A 16,213-nucleotide genomic window follows, 5' to 3' on the forward strand; every position below is an offset into this window, starting at 1 on the left:
ATCAATGCCGCCGCAAGGGCGGCCCTTACACTGCGCACATGAACGATCTCGACACTGTCCGCGACTACCTCACCGGACTGCAGGACCGCATCTGCGCGGCCATCGAAACCGCCGACGGCGGCGCCCGCTTCATCGAGGACGCCTGGAGCCGCGCCCAGGGCGGCAGTCCGTCTCCACCGGTTGCCGCAGACCGCGCCGGCCCGAAGCTGGCCGGTGGCGGGCGCACCCGGATCCTGCGCAATGGCGCGGTGTTCGAGCAGGCCGGCATTGGCTTCTCCGACGTGTCCGGCAGCACGCTGCCGCCTTCGGCGACGGCCGCGCGTCCGGAGCTGACCGGCGCCTCCTGGCGCGCGGTCGGGGTCTCGCTGGTGTTCCACCCGCACAATCCGCACCTGCCCACCACCCACGCCAACGTGCGCCACTTCCGCGCCGAGCGCGAGGGCCAGACGGTGGCCTGGTGGTTCGGCGGTGGCTTCGACCTGACCCCGTTCTATCCGGTGGACGAGGACGTGCTGCACTGGCATCGCACCGCCCGTGCGCTGTGCGAGCCCTTCGGCGGACAGGCCCGCTACGAGGCCCACAAGAAGTGGTGCGACAGGTATTTCTTCATCAGGCACCGCAACGAGACCCGCGGCGTGGGCGGGCTGTTCTTCGACGACCTGCAGGACGATTTCGCGCGCGACTTCGGCTACCTGCAGGCGGTGGGCGATGGATTCCTCGACGCCTACCTGCCGATCGTGGCCGCGCGCAAGGACACCCCGTACGGCCAGCGCGAGCGCGATTTCCAGCTGTACCGGCGTGGCCGCTATGTGGAATTCAACCTGGTCTACGACCGCGGCACGCTGTTTGGCCTGCAAAGTGGTGGGCGCGCCGAGTCGATCCTGATGAGCCTGCCGCCGAACGTCCGCTGGGAATACGGCTTCACTCCGCAGGCCGGCAGCGCCGAAGCACGCCTGGCCGACTATCTGGTGCCGCGCGACTGGCTGAGCGAGTTGCAGCCGCAGTAGGCATAAGGGATTGCATCGCGCGGGCAAAGGCTCGCCCGGTCGCGCGCATAAAAAAGCCCCGCAGAGCAGGGGGGGCTCGGCGGGGCCAGGGTACGGAAGCCTGGGGAGGGGCTCCGTACCAGAGACCGGCCCCAGGGGATGGGGGGCGGTCCGCGACAGACCTTGCATCTGTCGAGGGACATCAGAACATTCGCTGCATGGATGAATCGTGAAGATTCCGGTTAAAAACCCGTTGGATTTAAGGCATATTCAGATCATAAACTTGCCAGTTCTGAAATTATTTTCCCGTCAATGCACAAGCGCCTGTAACTGCTTGTTTTCCGGTTGTATGGAGCCTGCTTTTGAGACGCTGCGATGCATGCATTGCACGACGCTCGCGCAACCGGCATGAACCTGTGCGGGTCTCCGGATTTGCGGGGACGCGCGGCCACTTGCTGCGCACGCGTACCCACCTGTCAGTGGGCTTGATCCCAGTTGTCGCCGACCCCGCAGTCCACTTCCAGCGGCACGGCCAGGGTCGCGGCCCCGGCCATCAGCGCGCGCACCTGCCCGATCAGGGGGTCGACGAAATCGGCATCGACCTCGAACACCAGTTCATCGTGGACCTGCAGGATCATCAGCGCCCGGTCGGCGTGGTTGGAGAGCCAGCGGTCCACGCTGACCATCGCGCGCTTGATGATGTCCGCCGCGGTGCCCTGCATCGGCGCGTTGATCGCCGCGCGCTCGGCGCCGGCGCGCTGGCCCTGGCTGCCGGCGTTGATGTAGTCCAGGTACAGGCGGCGGCCGAACACGGTTTCCACGTAGCCCTTGTCGCGGGCCTGGCGGCGGGTGGCCTCCATGTAGTCGCGCACGCCCGGATAGCGGCTGAAGTACAGGGCGATGTAGTCCTGGGCCTCGCCGCGGCCGATCGACAGCTGCCGGGCCAGGCCGAACGCGCTCATGCCGTACATCAGGCCGAAGTTGATCGCCTTGGCGGCGCGACGCTCGTTGCCGGTCACTTCTTCGAGCTTGCGCCCGAAAACTTCCGCGGCGGTGGCGCGGTGCACGTCCACCCCCGACTCGAACGCGCCGACCAGCCCGGGATCGCCGGACAGGTGGGCCATGATCCGCAGCTCGATCTGCGAGTAGTCGCAGGCCACCAGCTTGCGGCCCGGCGGGGCGACGAAGGCGCGGCGGATGCGGCGGCCGTCCTCGGTGCGGATCGGGATGTTCTGCAGGTTCGGATCGGACGAGGACAGCCGCCCGGTCGCCGCGCCGGCCTGGTGGTAGCTGGTGTGGACCCGGCCGGTGTCGGGGTGGATCATGTCCGGCAGCTTGTCGGTGTAGGTGCTGCGCAGCTTGGCCAGGCCGCGGTACTCCAGGATCACCCGCGGCAGCTCGTGCTGCTCGGCGATGGCCTCCAGCGCTTCCTCATTGGTTGAGGGCTGGCCGGTGGGCGTCTTGACCACCGCCGGCAGGCCCAGCTCGTCGAACAGCAGCGCCTGCAGCTGCTTGGGCGAATCCAGGTTGAAGCTGCGCCCGGCCAGCTCGGTGGCCTTGCGCTGGGCGGCGAGCATGCGCCTGGACAGGTCCGCGCTCTGCCGGCGCAGTTCTTCGGCGTCCACGCGCACGCCATTGGCCTCGATCCGCGCCAGCACCGGCACCAGTGGCATCTCGATGTCGCGGTAGACCGATTCCAGGCCCGGCTCGGCGGCCAGCTTCGGCGCCAGGACCCGGTGCAGGCGCAGGGTGATGTCGGCGTCCTCGGCGGCGTAACGCGTGGCATCGTCCAGCGCCACCTGGGCAAATGCGATCTGCTTGGCGCCCTTGCCGCACAGGTCCTCGTACTTGACCGTGTCGTAGCCAAGGTAGCGCCTGGCCAGGCTGTCTAGGTCGTGGCGGGCGCTGCCGGAGTTCAGGACGAAGCTCTCAAGCAGCGTGTCCTGAGCATAGCCGGCCACCTCCACGCCATGGCGGCGCAGCACGTGCAGGTCGTACTTGCCATGCTGGCCGATCTTTTCGATGGCCGGATCGGTCAGCAGCGGGCGCAGCGCCTCCAGTACCGCGGCGCGCTCCAGCTGCACTGGCGCGTCGGGATAGTCGTGGCCGAACGGCACGTAGGCGGCCTTGCCGATCTCGGCGGCCAGGCTCAGGCCGATCAGGTTGGCCCGCATCGGGTCCAGGCTGTCGGTCTCGGTATCGAAGGCAAAGCGCCCGGCGCCCTTGAGCGTGGCGATCCAGGCGTCCAGCTGTTGGCCGGTCAGCACGGTTTCGTAGTGACCGGCGGCGGCCAGCGCCGGATCCAGGTCGGCGGCCGTGGCCGGCAGCGGCGCGGCCACGAAACCGCTGCCGCGGGCGCGGCCGGGTTCCTTCTCGCTGACCGCGCCGGCCGGTGCGCCGCCGTCCAGGTCCTTGAGTGCCTGGTTGAAGCCGTAACGGGTGTACAGCGCGCGCAGGTCGTCCACGTGCTGCTCGCGCAGGACCAGGTCCCGGGCGGATACCTGCAACGGCACATCGGTCCTGATGGTGACCAGCGTGCGGTTGAGCGGCAGCCGCTCGAGCGCCGCGCGCAGGTTCTCGCCGATCTTGCCCTTGATGTTGCCGGCGTTGGCGATGACACCTTCGAGCGAGCCGTATTGGCTCAGCCACTTGGCCGCGGTCTTGGGGCCGCACTTGTCCACGCCGGGCACGTTGTCCACGCTGTCGCCCATCAGCGAGAGCAGGTCGACGATCTGCTCGGGGCGCACGCCGAACTTGTCCATCACCGCCGCATCCGAGTCCATGCGGCTGCCGCTCATGGTGTTGACCAGCTCCACGCCCGGGCGCACCAGCTGGGCGAAATCCTTGTCGCTGGTGGAAATGGTCACCTGCAAGCCCTCGGCGTGGCCCTGCAGCGCCAGCGTGCCGATCACATCGTCCGCCTCCACCCCTTCCACGCGCAGGATGTCGATGCCCAGCGCATGGACGATGGCGCACATCGGCTCGACCTGCGCGCGCAGCTGGTCGGGCATGGCCGCGCGATTGGCCTTGTAGGCGGGGTACAGGTCGTCGCGGAAGGTCTTGCCCGGCGCGTCGATCACGAAGGCGATGTACTCGGGTCTCTCCTTGAGCGTGGCGCGCAGCATGTTGACCACCCCGAACAGCGCACCGGTGGGCTCGCCGGCAGCATTGGTCAGCGGCGGCAAGGCATGGAAGGCGCGGTACAGGTAGCTGGAACCATCGATCAGCACGAGTCTTGTCATGAATCAATTCTACGCCGCAGGCCCTGGCCGGCCGCCCGTCACACCTGCGTGGCCGTGGCGACGGATAATCGGATCCCATCCTTCAAGCGAGCGTCCGCCATGAGAACCCCGACCCTGCTGATCCCGCTGTTGCTGGCCGGCGCGCTGCTGATGACCGGATGCGCTTCGACGCGCGGCCAAAGCGATGCGACCCAGGCGGTCAGCGAGATGGACCTGACCAATGCCGCGGTGGCCGTGCGCACCGAGGCCAACGGCGATGTGATCCAGGAATACCGGATCGCCGGCACCTTGCGCATGGTCAAGATCACCCCGCGCCGGGGCCCGACCTACTACCTGTACGACGATGACGGCGACGGCAGGCTCGATCGCAGCAACGCGCCCAACCGGGGTGACATCTCGCCGGTGTACTGGAAGCTCTATGGCTGGTGAGCCGGCTGCCGACTGTGCAAGCCGGGTTCAGCATCGATTGCGCGGCGCGCTGGCTCAGCTCCCGGCGCACAGGCGCACAGGCGCACAGGCGCAGACGAACACATGAACCTCCTTGCAGATGACCGGAGCCCGAACCTGACCTGTTTGTCATGAAGCCGGCGTTGTCATGGGAACTGAGGCCAGGCATGCCAGGCATCAGCGACCTTCTTTCATTCAGGACTGTCTCCCATGTTCATCGATGCCAAGGCGCTGCCCCGCAACGCGATCGTCCGCTCGGATATCTGCATCGTGGGGGCGGGGCCGGCCGGGATCGCCCTGGCCACCGAGCTCCGCCATTGCGGGCTGCGGGTGACCCTGCTGGAAAGCGGCGGCTTGAACGAGGCCTGCAGCGAGCGCGGCCAGCCCGATAGCGGCTCGGTCTTCGAAGGCCATCGTGGGCTGCATACCACGCGCCGGTTCGGCGGCAACGCCAACCTGTGGCTGGTCGATGCCGGCCTGGGCGCCAACCACCTGCGCCTGGCCACCCTGACCGCGGCCGATTTCGAGCAGCGCGCCTGGATCGCCAACAGCGGCTGGCCGCTGACCCTGGACGAGCTCAAGCCGTACTACGCGCGCGCCCAGTCCTGGTTCGAACTGCCGCAGCGGCACTACGGCCCCGGCGACTGGGAAGGCGCCGATGCACCGCGCCTGCCGCTGCATGGCAGCGGGCTGCGCACCAGCATGTTCCAGTTCGCCGACAAGGACGTGGTGCTGAAGAAAAACCGCGACCTGATCGGCGCCTCCGGCGACATCACCTGCTACTACCACGCCACCGCCGCGCGCCTGGCCATGGACGAGGCCGGCGCGCGCGTGAGCGCGGTCCACGCGTGTGCGCAGCCGGGCCACGCGCTGGTGTTCGAAGCCGACACCATCATCCTGACCCAGGGCGGGCTGGCGACCCCGCAGCTGCTGCTGGCCTCCAACGACCGCCAGCGGGCAGGCATCGGCAACCAGCACGATCTGGTCGGCCGCTACTTCATGGACCATCCGCTGATCTTCGGCGGCACCTTCACCCCGGTCTCGCGCAAGCTGATCGACCGCATGACGCTGTACGACCTGCGCCGCATCGATGGCAGCTCGGGCATGGGCCACCTGCAGCTCACCGATGCCACCCTGCGCGGCGAGCCCTGCGTCAACCTGAGCACCCTGCTGTTCCCCCGCCGCAGCATGTCGCGCCGGCGCGAGATCGGTTTCCGCGCATCACAACGGGTGCGTGATGCGCTGGGCAAGCGCGCGCGGCTGCGCAAGCGCGACCTGCTGGCCATGCTGTACGGGCTGGACGGGGTGGCCCAGCAGTACAACGACCGGCTGCGCAAACCGATCTCGCACCTGGGCGTGGGCGGCTGGTCCAAGGCCGGCACGCCCAGCCATCGGCTGGACTATTTCGAAGTGCTGCACCAGGCCGAACAACCACCACGCCACGACAATCGCGTGCGCCTGGGCCAGGAGCGCGACGACCTGGGCAACCGCCTGATCGACATCCAGTGGCGCTGGCACGACCAGGACATCGCCATGGTCCACAAGGCGCAGGACATCGTGGCGCGCGAACTGGCGCGCAGCGGCGTGGGCACCTTCAACATCCGCCGGCCGTTCGAGATCAAGACCAGCTCCACCACCCATTACCTGGGCACCACGCGCATGCACGACGACCCCCGCCGTGGCGTGGTCGACCGCGATGGGCGCGTGCACGGCGTGGACAACCTGTTCATCGGCGGCTCGGCGGTGTTCCCCAGCAGCGGCTATGCCAATCCGACCCTGACCATCGTGGCGCTGTCGCTGCGCCTGGCCGACCGCATCCGCGCACAGGCGCAGGCGCAGGCGCAGGCCGGCCAGCGTGGCATCGACGTGGCGCCCGGCGCGGCGCATCGTGATGGCGCACGCAGCCGTTAGGACTGCGGTGCGGGTCGCGATTGGCTAAAGTCGTCGGCCCTTGTTGCAACAGGATCTGGACGCATGCACATCGCGGTCATGGGCGCCGGTGCCGTGGGCTGCTATTACGGCGCGCTGCTGGCGCGCGCCGGCCATTCGGTCACCCTGATCGGCCGGCCAGCGCTGGTCGAGGCGGTGCGCGCGCACGGCCTGTGGCTGGAATCGGCCGCCTTCACCGGCCCGGTGCCGTTGCAGGCCAGCACCGATCCAGCCGCAGTGCGCCAGGCGGAGCTGGTGCTGTTCTGCGTCAAGTCCGGTGATACCGAAACCGCCGGCGCGCAGCTGCACCCGCACCTTGCGCCCGATGCGCAGGTGCTGAGCCTGCAGAACGGCGTGGACAATGCCGCGCGCCTGGAGCAGGTGCTGGGGCGTGCGGTGATCCCCGCCGTGGTCTACGTGGCCACCGAAATGGCCGGACCTGGCCAGGTCCGCCACCGCGGGCGCGGCGACCTGGTGATCGGCCCCTCGCCGCGCAGTGCGGCGCTGGCCGTGCAGCTGGGCCAGGCCGGCATTCCGACCACGGTCTCGGACACCGTGCACGAGGCGCTGTGGGCCAAGCTGGTGATCAACTGCGTCTACAACGCGCTGTCGGCGATCGGCCAGCAGCCCTATGGGGCGTTGATCCAGGCCGAGGGCGCGCGCCAGGTGATGGCCGATGTCTTTGCAGAGTGCCTGGCCGTGGCCGGCGCCCAGGGCATCACCCTGCCCGAAACAATGTGTCAGGACACCCTGGCCATCTCGGTCAGCATGGCCGGCCAGCGCTCCTCCACCGCCCAGGACCTGGCCCGCGGCAAGCCCAGCGAGATCGACCACCTCAACGGCAGCATCGTCCGCCTGGGCGCCGCCTGCGGCATCGCCACTCCGGTCAACCGCAGCCTGTGGTGCGTGGTGAAGCTGCTGGAAGCCCGCGCCGGGTGAAGCGGGCTGCATCGCGCCCGCACGCCCGCCCGGGCTTCCCGCCCGCCGCTTGCAAGCGCCATCAGCCGTTGCGTCGATACACCGCCGCATTGATGCACGAGAGCACGCTGACGATGAACCAGCCAAACGGCAACAGCGACAGGGTGATCAGCCAGGTGATCACGAACGCCGCGCAGGCCACCACGAACCACAGCACCGCCGAGATCAACCGCCCCTGGACCAGCTGACCCAGGCCGGGGATGAAGAAGCTGCAGATGGCGGCAAGCACGTTGCCGGTCGAACCCTGGCCTTCACTCATGACGATGATTCCTGTTGCGCAACGGTGGGCGCCGATGCTCGGCGGCGGGCGCGGCGGGGGCCAGTGCCTGAGGTCATGCCGGCCTGCTCAGCCAAGGGACGGGATCTGCAGCCCGCGCTGCACGGCGGGACGGGCCAGGCCGCGTTCGAGCCAGGCCGCGACCCGCTTGAAATCGTCGAAACCCACCAGCCCGCCGGCCTGGTAAAAGTCGATCAGGCCGCGCACCCAGCCCAGGTGGGCGATGTCGGCGATGGTGTAGTCGCTGCCGACGATCCAGTCGCGGCCCTCGAGCTGGGTTTCCAGCACCCCCAGCAGGCGGCGCGATTCGTCCACGTAGCGCTTGAGCGGGCGCTTGTCCTGGTACTGGCTGCCGGCGAATTTGTGGAAGAACCCCAGTTGGCCAAACATCGGGCCGATGCCGGCGGCCTGGAAGAACACCCACTGCAGGGTATGCCAGCGCAGCTGCGGATCTTCGGGGATCAAGCTCCCGGTCTTGTCGGCCAGGTAGGCCAGGATCGCGCCGGATTCGAACAGGCCCAGCGGCCGCCCGCCGGGCCCGGCCGGATCGATGAGCGCCGGGATCTTGCCATTGGGATTGAGCGAGAGGAATTCGGGCGTATGGCTCTGGTCGGCGCCGATGTCCACCAGGTGCGCCTCGTAGGGCAGCCCGGTTTCCTCCAGCATGATCGAGACCTTGACCCCGTTGGGCGTGTTGAGCGAATACAGCTGGATGCGGTTGGGATCCTTCGCCGGCCAGCGGGTGGTGATCGGGAAGGCGGACAGATCGGCTGGATTGGACATCGGCATGGACTCCGCGGCGGCGCAGCGGCGCACCGTAGCGGCCAGCGGCGTAAGGCCCTGTGGTGGCTCAGCCGACAGGTGTGGCGCGGCGCGCAAACCAGCGCGCGCCGAACACGTTGACCGCCAGCCCGGCCATCACCAGCGCCCCGCCGATCCACTGCAGCCGGCCCAGGCGCTCGTCCAGCAGCAATGCAGCCGAGCTCAGCCCCACCACCGGCACCAGCAGCGAGAACGGCGCCACCTTGCCGGCCGGATAGCGCGACAGCAGCCGGCTCCACAGCCCGTAGCCCAGCAGCGTGGCCACGAAGGCCAGGTAGAACAGGGCTCCGACCGCGCTCCAGTGCAGGTGCCGCAGCGAGCGGGCGATCAGCGCCGGGCCTTCCCACCACAGCGACAGGGCCAGGAACGGCAGCGGCGGCACCAGCGCGCCCCAGACCACCAGGCCCAGCTGGTCCACCCCGCCAAAGCGCCGGGTGATGATGTTGCCGGCACCCCACATCGCCCCGCCGCCCAGGGTCAGCAGCACCGCGCTCAAGGGCGTGGCCTGGCCGCTGTCCAGCCCGATCAGCACCAGGCCCGCCGCGGCGATGGCCAGCCCGACCAGGCTGGCCGCGCGCAGCGGCTCGCCCAGGAACGCTGCGGCAAAGAACAGGGTGAACAAGGCCTGCGACTGCAGCACCAGCGAGGCCAGCCCGGCCGGCATGCCATGGGCCATGGCCTGGAACAGGAACACGAACTGCCCCAGCGAGATGGTCAGCCCATAGGCGATCAACCAGCGCCAGGGCAGCGCCGGACGCCGCACCAGCAGCACTGCGGGAAAGGCGGCCAGCACGAACCGCAGCGCGCCCAGCAGCATCGGCGGCAGGCCGTTCAGGCCCACCCGGATCACCACGAAGTTCAGGCCCCACGCCACGATCACCACCAGCGCCAGCAGCAGGTCGCCTGGCGCCATGCCGCGCTCGGCGCGCGCGGTCATTCGACTGCAGCGATCCGCATGCCGTAGGGCGCCAGCATCGCGTTCAAGCGCGGTAGCACGGTGTCGTCGTCGTCGCAGGTGCTGTCCTCGATCGGATCGACGCGACGCATGAAGGCGTTCCAGAATTCGCCGGGCGAGGGATGCGCGGCGACCAGGGCCGGCAGGTCCTGTTCCAGCGCGCCCAACATGGCGTCGAGTTGCTGCGGTGATGCGTATTGGCTGGCCATCGTGTTCAAGGCAGTCATGGGGAGGTCGCAGGCGCCGCACGCCGGACCGACATGATAGACCGCCCCGGTGAAAGGGCCAGCACGGCGGGCTGGCACTGCCGGTTCCAGCGCTGCGACAACGACGCCTCGCTCAGCGCTCCATGCAGCGCTGCCAGCGCGCGTTGACCGGCCTGGCAAGCCACGCGGAGGTCAACGGGCGGGTGATCCTGGGGCTTTCCGGCACGATGCCCGGCAGCAACCGCGCGCGGCCGTGGCCGGACCGATGCCGCATCGGCCAGTGCGAACACGCGCGTACAGCGCGGTGTGCTCGAAGGCCAGCGCGCGCGCCGCCCGTTCGGTCCTGCCCAGCACCCTTCTGGAAAGCCGCGTTGCGGCTGGCGTACCAGCCGGCATTGAAGGCGGCGAAGCGGTACGGCAGCGCCTCGTAATGGGTGCTACCTGCCCTCAGCTGCGGATGCGCCAGGCGATGTGCGAGAGCACCCGTTCGGCCGGCACGTTGGGCAGCAGGTAGACCGCCAGCACCGCGACCATCGCCGTGCCCAGCACCACCGGCATCGAACGCACCGGAATGCCCAGCGCGCCATGCCAGCGACGCAGCATCAGCCAGGCCACCGCCAACCCCACCGCCAGCCCGGTGACGATTTCCACCGGCGTGTGCCGATGGCTCAGCACCCGCGACACCGCGATCGCCACGGCGATGGTGCCACCGAAGGCCACCGCCGCCCGGCGCACCGGCGGTTTCGCCCCGGCCATCAGCGCATAGCACAGCAGCGGATACAGCGCCGCGGCCAGCGCGCTATGGCCGCTGACGGTAAAGAAACCGATCGTCCGCCAGTCCACGCCGAAGGCCTTGTAGGCGATCTTGGAGAGCACCACGACCGACGCCAGCGCCGCCAGCACCGCCGCCCACTCACAGGCCAGGCGCGGATTGCGCTTCCACCACAGCCAACCCAGCGCAGCCATCACCGGCAACACCAGGCGGCTGTCGCCCATCCAGGTCAACAGGGTGTCGAGGGCAGCGGGCATGCAAGGGTCCTTAGGCGAACGGAAGGAAGCGTCCAATCAGTCAACGCAATCCACGCAATGGACAGGTCTTGCGCTTACAGCTGCATGAAGCTGTAGCCCCGCTCGCCGTAGACGGCAAAGTCGGTCAGCGCCGACAGGGTGATGGTGACATCCGGGGAGATGGCGGCATCGGGGATCCCATGTTCGGCCAGCGCCTGGCCACAGATCATCAGCTGCACGCCGGCGGCCTTGAGCGCATGCAGGAGCGGCAGGTTGGGATTGTGGTCCTGCTGCAGGTGCTGCCTGTAGGCCTGGTCGGTCATCGAGTTCAGCATTGCCTCGCGGTCCAGCACCGCCACGATATGCACATGCTCCGGCGGCACCTTGGCATAACCCATTAGGTTGACCAGGCGTGCCAGGCGGACCAGCGCGCCATTGACCTTGGCCGGATCCTTGCCGGCGCTGACCACCTGCACGAAGATCCTGTAGTCCTTGGCCGGGTCGGGCCGCACCGGCAGGTCCTGGCGCGGATGCACGCCGCCGAAACCGGGGATCACCGGATAGATCCACTCGGCCTGGCTTTTGTTCTCCGCCGCCAGCAGCGGCATGGACAAGGCGGACAGCGCGGCCAGGCACAGGGCCAGGCAAGCGCGCAGGGGCTTGCTCATCGTCGGTTTCCTTCTCATCCGGCCGGCCGAACGCGGCCGGGCCAGCATAGGCGCACTGGCCCGGCGTGCACCATCAGCCAATCGGACAGGGTCGACACGTCCCCAGCCGGCAACGGTTTACGTGTTGAGATTCAAAGGCCCACGCTTTGCGTGGCAGTGACGATGCGGCAGGCCGGGGCCGACCCGGCAAGACGAGGACGCTCATGGAGCGCGTGGACTGTGTGGTGATCGGCGCCGGCGTGGTCGGCCTGGCGATCGCGCGGGCGCTGGCCCTGGCCGGGCGCGAGGTACTGATCCTGGAGGCCGAAGCGGCCATCGGCACCGGTACCAGCGCGCGCAACAGCGAGGTGATCCACGCCGGCATCCATTACCCGCAAGGTTCGCTGAAGGCGCGACTGTGCGTAGCAGGGCGTGCGGCGCTGTACGCCTTCTGCGCGCGCGCCGGGGTGGAACACCGCCGCTGCGGCAAGCTGATCGTGGCCAGCGACGAGGGCCAGCGCGACGGCCTGGACCGGATCTGCCAGCACGCGCTGGCCAATGGCGTCAACGACCTGGCCTTGCTCGACCAGGCGCAACTGCACGCACTCGAGCCGGACCTGCACGCGGTGGCCGGGCTGCTTTCGCCCAGCACCGGCATCATCGACAGCCACGGCCTGATGCTGGCCCTGCAGGGCGATGCCCAGGCCCATGGGGCGCTGCTGGCGCTGCGCGCGCCGGTGACCGCCATCGCCTGCGAGGACGCCGGCTTGGTGATCGAAGTCGGCGGCGATGCGCCGATGCGCCTGCATGCCAGCACCCTGGTCAACAGCGCCGGCCACGGCGCGCCGGCGCTGGCCGCGCGCATGCACGGCCTGGCGCCGCAGCACGTGCCGCAGGCCTGGTACGCCAAGGGCAGCTACTTCAGCCTGTCGACGCGCACGCCGTTCAGGCACCTGGTCTACCCGCTGCCCGAGCCTGGTGGCCTGGGCGTGCACCTGACCCTGGACCTGGCCGGGCGGGCGCGCTTCGGCCCGGACGTGGAGTGGGTCGATGGCCTGGACTATCGGCTGGATCCAACCCGCGCCGACCGTTTCTATGCCGCGATCCGCCGCTACTGGCCAGCCCTGCCCGACCATGCCCTGCAGCCGGCCTACAGCGGCATCCGCCCCAAGATCAGCGGGCCGGGCCAGCCCAATGCCGACTTCCGCATCGACGGCCCGGCCGAGCACGGCATCGCCGGGCTGGTGAACCTGTTCGGCATCGAATCGCCCGGCCTGACCAGCAGCCTGGCCATCGGCGACCACGTCTGCGCCCTGCTGGAGCTGACCGAACCGCTGGCGGCCTGAGCTGGCGCGCACGGCCTTGCGACGCTGCACACCGGCGCGACCGGCGCGCGCTTAAGATGCCGCTTTCCCATCGGATCCTCGCCCATGCCTACCGAACTGAAAATGCTTGCCTGGTCCATCCTGCTGGGCCTGGTCTACGTGCTGGTGGCCGGCGCGCTGGTCACCGCCAAGCGCGGGATCAAGTGGAACGCAGGCAACCGCGATACCCCGGCCGAACCGCTGACCGGCCCGCCGGCGCGCGCGCAGCGGGCCAGCGCCAATTTCATGGAGACCTTCCCGTTCTTCGCCGCTGCGGTGCTGGCGGTGATCGCACTGGAACGCCAGAGCCCGCAGACCGCCCTGGCCGCGCAGCTGTATTTCTGGGCGCGGCTGGCCTACCTGCCGGTGTACGTGATCGGCATCCCCTATCTGCGCACGCTGGTCTGGCTGGTGTCGCTGTGGGGGATCCTGCAGCTGGTGTGGGCGCTGCTGTAAGGTCCACGCGTTGATCAGGCCGGCGGCGCGCCGAACCGCCGGCCCAGCCAGCGAGCCAGTACCGGGCCGCACACCAGCACCACCACCAGCCGCGCGGTCTGCATGGCCATCACGAACGGCACGTCCACCTGCCGGGACGAAGCGGCGATGATGGCCACCGAATCGGCGCCGCCCGGGCTGGTGGCCAGGTAGGCGGTCAGCGGATCGATCCCGGCCAGCTTCACCAGCGCCACGGCGATCGCCCCGCACAGCGCGATCAGCGCCACGATCGCGCCCAGCATGCGCGGCAGGGCCTTCAGCGCGCTGCGCAGGATCTGCGGGGTGAAGTGTTCGCCGATGCTCCAGCCCAACAACGCGTAGCAGGCGGCCAGCAGCAGCGGCGGCAGGGTGATGTGCAGCAGGCCGCTGTCTTCCAGCACCACGCCGGCCACCAGCGGCAGCAGCAGCGCACCGGCCGGCAGCCTGGTCCTGGCCGCCAGCCACACCGTGGCCAGCACCAGCAGCAGGGTCAGGGCCAGGGCGCGCGGCTCGCCCAGCGCCAGCCAATCGGTGGAGGCCACTGCGACGTGCTTGCCCGGCCCCTGCCATAGCCGGGCCATGACCGAGGCCACCACCGCCACCAGCACCACGCGCAGGTACTGCATGAAGGCCACCAGTCGCATGTCGCCGCCAAACGCGCCGGACATCAGCACCATCGCCGAGGCCGCACCGGGAAAGGTGCCCCACAGCGCCGTGGTCCCCGGCAGCACGCGCCAGCGCATCAGCAGCAGCCCCAGCAGCAGGGCGGCCACGATCACCGACACCACGCAGCCGATGAACAACGGCCCCTGCCGCGCGATCTCGCCGACGATCGAGACCGGGATGTAGCGCGCGATCATCACGCCCAGCACGCCCTGGGCCACCGCGAAGGCCGGACCCGGCACGCGCACCGACGCGCCGCCCACGGCCAGTACGATCGCCGCGACCATCGACCCCAGCAGCAGCGCGGCCGACAGGTGGGCCGCTTCCAGCAGCGCCACGATCAGCAGCGAGGCGGCCAGCAGCACCGTCCAGCGCAACCACGCCGGCCGTGTGGCCAGTGCGCGCAGGAAACCGTCTTCATCCGTCATCGCCGTGGTCACCGGCCCGGCAGGCGCAGATCGCACCGGCGCCGGTGCAGCGGCAGGGCAGCGGGGCCGTGTGGCAGCGCGATGAGCACCAGCGCGGTGGCGGCGGGCAAAAGCCTGGACATGGCGATCCCATGGAAGGAGGGGGGAGGCATGGCTAATATGCGAGGAATGATTCGCATACAGAGAGTGTGAGGATGGCCTCGCAAAAGTCAATTGAAGCCGTCGCGCCCAAGCGCCAGCGGGGACGCGAACGGGTGGCCGCGATCCTGGATGCGGCCGCCCAGCTGTTCATCGAACAGGGCCAAGCCGTGACCATGACCGAGATCGCCGCGCGCTCCGGGACTGCGATCGGCTCGCTGTACCGGTTCTTCCCCACCCGCGAGGCCTTGGCCGACGTGCTGCTGCAGCGCTATGCCGAGCACATGCGCCAGGCGCTGGATGCCTTGGCTGCCCGCGCGCCGGACCTGACGCCCGACGCGCTGGCCGATGCCCTGCTGGCCCTGTCCCTGGACTTGCGCACAGAGCGCGCTGCCGCCGTGGTGCTGGCCGACCTGCACGATGCCAGCCAGCTGCGCCAGCAATTGCGCCAGACCATGCGCACCCGCGTGGCCGGGATCCTGGTGCGTGCTGGCCGCGTCCCGGCCGAACGCGCCGCCGACGCCGCGCTCGCGGTGATCACCGTGATCAGAGGCGCCGGCGCGCTCGCCAACCAGCCCAACAGTGCCGGCGCCATCGCCGAACTGCGCCGGCTGCTGCAGCGCTATCTGGCCGACTGATGCATGCACCCCGCCGTACCACCACTGCGCAGAAGGGCTGCGCCGTCCGCAACCGCCGCCCCGCGCAACATTTTTTTAATGCGGCGACCGTTATCCATGCACGCTTGCGCTGTGCCATCGCCTCGATCCGGAGTCTTCATGAAGCACCTGCTTGTGGTGGCCGCGTTGGGCCTGGCCTGCGCCGCCTGCCAACCCGCCCCCGCGCCCGCGCCGGCCAGCCCTCCACCGGCCCAAAACTCGCCCCCGGGCGCGCCCGGTGCGGCCGCGCCCAGCCCGACCACCGGCGAGGGCGCACAGGCCTCGGCCCCGCCGCCGGGACAGGCCGCGATGGCCGAGGCCGGCGACCTGATACCGGGCATTCCCGGCTGCAAGCCTGGCGACAAGCGCACGCCGATCCCGGTGTGGAAGCCCGCCGTCGATGCGCAGAACAACGTCAACACCGCACCGCCGCAGCAGGAAGGCCAGGTGGTGGTGGTCGCCCTGGAAGCCCACGACGCGCCCAAGTGCAGCGACAGCGAGGTCAACCTGTTCAAGCTGGCCAACCCCGGCGACCCGAGCGGCGGCCTGGAGATCGGCGTGCGCGGCAACACCCAGGAAGTGGAAGGCGTCTGCCATCTCACCGGCCTGTATCGCAACGAACCGCTCAAACCCGGCCCAGGCAGCACGCCGCCGCAGGGCTGGACACGCCTGCAGTTCAACGCCGTCGATGCCACCCAGATCGCCTCGGGCAACACCTACTGCGTGCAACAGCCCTGAGCCTGGCACAGCTGTCGCGTCAGGCCTTGGCCTGGCGGCGGCGGGAACCCCGTCGACCCGACTCCGCAAGCCGGGTCGCAACGCGCTGCCCTGTCCGGATTCGCATGGGAGTGCGCCCGAGCCTTTGCAAAGGTGCCGAGCTCGGCGCTCGCGGATCCGGCACCGGACCCTGATCATCAGAGGAGCGGCTCGGTGTGTCCGTGGCAACGCTGCGCGCTGGCCGGCCGACAGGCTGGCGGTACACTGCGGCCTTCG

General features: G+C 69.5%; 16 protein-coding genes and 1 pseudogene. 8 read left to right on the forward strand and 9 right to left on the reverse strand.

Translation table 11 applies throughout. The features are described from left to right. Positions 1–38: 38 nt before the first annotated feature. A complete protein-coding gene (gene hemF, locus D9R12_RS13600; RefSeq protein WP_014162069.1) occupies positions 39–1,007 on the forward strand; it encodes an oxygen-dependent coproporphyrinogen oxidase in 969 nt (322 codons plus the stop codon). A gap of 455 nt (positions 1,008–1,462) precedes the next feature. Here hemF and polA read toward each other — a convergent pair whose 3' ends face one another. Further along, entirely contained in the window at positions 1,463–4,228 is a 2,766-nt protein-coding gene (polA, locus tag D9R12_RS13605) for a DNA polymerase I (protein ID WP_122231232.1), read from the reverse strand. Positions 4,229–4,327: 99 nt separating this feature from the next. Here polA and D9R12_RS13610 point away from each other — a divergent pair, with 99 nt between their 5' ends. From D9R12_RS13610 to D9R12_RS13620, 3 genes are all read left to right on the forward strand, one after another. Next, on the forward strand, positions 4,328–4,657 hold the full coding sequence (locus tag D9R12_RS13610) for a DUF2782 domain-containing protein (protein WP_244671969.1): 330 nt from the start codon (positions 4,328–4,330) through the stop codon (positions 4,655–4,657). 228 nt (positions 4,658–4,885) lie between these two features. Then, the gene (locus D9R12_RS13615) at positions 4,886–6,586 is read left to right on the forward strand and encodes an FAD-dependent oxidoreductase (protein ID WP_122231234.1); all 1,701 of its coding nucleotides are present in this window, start codon (positions 4,886–4,888) and stop codon (positions 6,584–6,586) included. A 63-nt stretch (positions 6,587–6,649) separates the two neighbouring features. Next, positions 6,650–7,543, forward strand: a complete 894-nt coding sequence (locus tag D9R12_RS13620) for a ketopantoate reductase family protein (protein WP_122231236.1) — start codon at positions 6,650–6,652, stop codon at positions 7,541–7,543. Between the two features lie 61 nt (positions 7,544–7,604). Here D9R12_RS13620 and D9R12_RS13625 read toward each other — a convergent pair whose 3' ends face one another. The 7 genes and pseudogenes from D9R12_RS13625 to D9R12_RS13660 all read right to left on the reverse strand — a co-directional run bounded on the left by D9R12_RS13625 (position 7,605) and on the right by D9R12_RS13660 (position 11,518). After that, positions 7,605–7,841 (reverse strand): hypothetical protein, encoded by a 237-nt coding sequence (locus tag D9R12_RS13625; protein ID WP_014162074.1) that lies wholly within the window; start codon positions 7,839–7,841, stop codon positions 7,605–7,607. Positions 7,842–7,928: 87 nt separating this feature from the next. After that, positions 7,929–8,642, reverse strand: a complete 714-nt coding sequence (locus D9R12_RS13630) for a glutathione S-transferase family protein (RefSeq protein ID WP_122231238.1) — start codon at positions 8,640–8,642, stop codon at positions 7,929–7,931. A 67-nt stretch (positions 8,643–8,709) separates the two neighbouring features. Continuing rightward, positions 8,710–9,618, reverse strand: coding sequence for an EamA family transporter (locus D9R12_RS13635; RefSeq protein ID WP_210538950.1), 909 nt, complete (start codon positions 9,616–9,618; stop codon positions 8,710–8,712). After that, on the reverse strand, positions 9,615–9,863 hold the full coding sequence (locus D9R12_RS13640) for a hypothetical protein (RefSeq protein WP_147475104.1): 249 nt from the start codon (positions 9,861–9,863) through the stop codon (positions 9,615–9,617). Before D9R12_RS13640 ends, D9R12_RS13635 begins: the two co-directional genes overlap by 4 nt. A gap of 112 nt (positions 9,864–9,975) precedes the next feature. Next, positions 9,976–10,347 (reverse strand): annotated as a pseudogene (locus D9R12_RS16295) (DUF1615 family protein); the annotation flags it as partial. Further along, positions 10,290–10,871, reverse strand: a complete 582-nt coding sequence (locus tag D9R12_RS13655) for a phosphatase PAP2 family protein (protein WP_122231240.1) — start codon at positions 10,869–10,871, stop codon at positions 10,290–10,292. The gene D9R12_RS13655 and the pseudogene D9R12_RS16295, both read right to left, overlap by 58 nt. 74 nt (positions 10,872–10,945) lie before the next feature. Next, entirely contained in the window at positions 10,946–11,518 is a 573-nt protein-coding gene (locus D9R12_RS13660) for a DsrE family protein (RefSeq protein WP_122231242.1), read from the reverse strand. A 203-nt stretch (positions 11,519–11,721) separates the two neighbouring features. Between D9R12_RS13660 and D9R12_RS13665 the strand changes: the two genes are divergently transcribed. Beyond that, positions 11,722–12,843 (forward strand): NAD(P)/FAD-dependent oxidoreductase, encoded by a 1,122-nt coding sequence (locus tag D9R12_RS13665; RefSeq protein ID WP_014162081.1) that lies wholly within the window; start codon positions 11,722–11,724, stop codon positions 12,841–12,843. A 102-nt stretch (positions 12,844–12,945) separates the two neighbouring features. Continuing rightward, positions 12,946–13,317, forward strand: coding sequence for an MAPEG family protein (locus tag D9R12_RS13670; protein ID WP_014162082.1), 372 nt, complete (start codon positions 12,946–12,948; stop codon positions 13,315–13,317). A gap of 14 nt (positions 13,318–13,331) precedes the next feature. Here the strand turns inward: D9R12_RS13670 and D9R12_RS13675 are convergent, their stop codons facing one another. Next, positions 13,332–14,426: an AbrB family transcriptional regulator gene (locus tag D9R12_RS13675; protein ID WP_014162083.1), complete on the reverse strand. Its 1,095-nt coding sequence runs from the start codon at positions 14,424–14,426 to the stop codon at positions 13,332–13,334. A gap of 194 nt (positions 14,427–14,620) precedes the next feature. On the opposite strand from D9R12_RS13675, the gene D9R12_RS13680 reads away from it, so the two are divergent. Further along, the gene (locus tag D9R12_RS13680; RefSeq protein ID WP_122231244.1) at positions 14,621–15,202 is read left to right on the forward strand and encodes a TetR/AcrR family transcriptional regulator; all 582 of its coding nucleotides are present in this window, start codon (positions 14,621–14,623) and stop codon (positions 15,200–15,202) included. Between the two features lie 138 nt (positions 15,203–15,340). Beyond that, positions 15,341–15,958 (forward strand): hypothetical protein, encoded by a 618-nt coding sequence (locus D9R12_RS13685; RefSeq protein WP_014162086.1) that lies wholly within the window; start codon positions 15,341–15,343, stop codon positions 15,956–15,958. The last annotated feature ends 255 nt before the right edge of the window (positions 15,959–16,213 follow it).

Source organism: Pseudoxanthomonas spadix (assembly GCF_003703395.1).
GTDB lineage: Bacteria > Pseudomonadota > Gammaproteobacteria > Xanthomonadales > Xanthomonadaceae > Pseudoxanthomonas_A > Pseudoxanthomonas_A spadix.